Origin of the sequence: Pseudomonas sp. HMWF006 (assembly GCF_003061205.1) — a bacterium.
In the GTDB taxonomy this organism is placed as follows: domain Bacteria; phylum Pseudomonadota; class Gammaproteobacteria; order Pseudomonadales; family Pseudomonadaceae; genus Aquipseudomonas; species Aquipseudomonas monsensis.
The window spans coordinates 5,612-6,222 of the sequence record NZ_QAIU01000526.1; the positions used below are offsets into that span (position 1 = coordinate 5,612).

1 protein-coding gene is annotated in these 611 nt (G+C 60.6%); it reads right to left on the bottom strand.

Annotation, left to right across the window (positions count from 1 at the left end; translation table 11 throughout):
• Positions 1-144: 144 nt before the first annotated feature.
• Positions 145-611, bottom strand: a 467-nt coding sequence (locus tag DBR24_RS23765; RefSeq protein ID WP_128615960.1) for an NADPH-dependent F420 reductase, incomplete at its 5' end; no start/stop codon positions are given.

The following is a 611-nucleotide window of genomic DNA, read 5'->3' on the forward strand; positions in this document are numbered from 1 at the left end:
TCGCCGCGGCCAATGGCCGCAAAGAAGTCCTTCACGGTCTGGACGTTTTTCTCGGTATTCATGGGGATTTCTCCGCGTCGATCGAGTCGACTTGCGCTCGACCCGAGCGCGTTCGTTGTGTTGTTATCGTTGGGTACGTCCTGCTCAACCGGCGAAAGTGACGAGGTCCTTGAAGATCAGTCGACCCCAGCTATTTGCGCGTGCGTGGACCAGCAGCCCGCCCTCGGAAAGCCTGCCAAGTTGGACCGGCGAGAAACCGAGATTTTCTGCAAGCGCGCCGATCTCGGCCGCGGCCTCGTCATCGTCGCTGGCCAGGAACACGACCCGCCTGCCGCCATGCACGGCCGGATCCTGGGCGAGGACGGATGCACCCAGATGGTTGAAGCCTTTGACCAGCCTGACACCCGTGAAGGACCGCGCAACGACCATGGAAGAAGGCTGTCCTCCCAGTTCCTCTGGGGGCACTTGGGTGTTGGTTACATCGACGATGGTCTTGCCTTTCCAGGTCGGCAGCGCGTTGGCGACATCCTGGTGCGAGTCGAAACGGACGGCCAAAAAGATGATGTCCGCCTTGACCGTTTCCGCTAGTGTTTTGGGAAGGATGGTGGGAC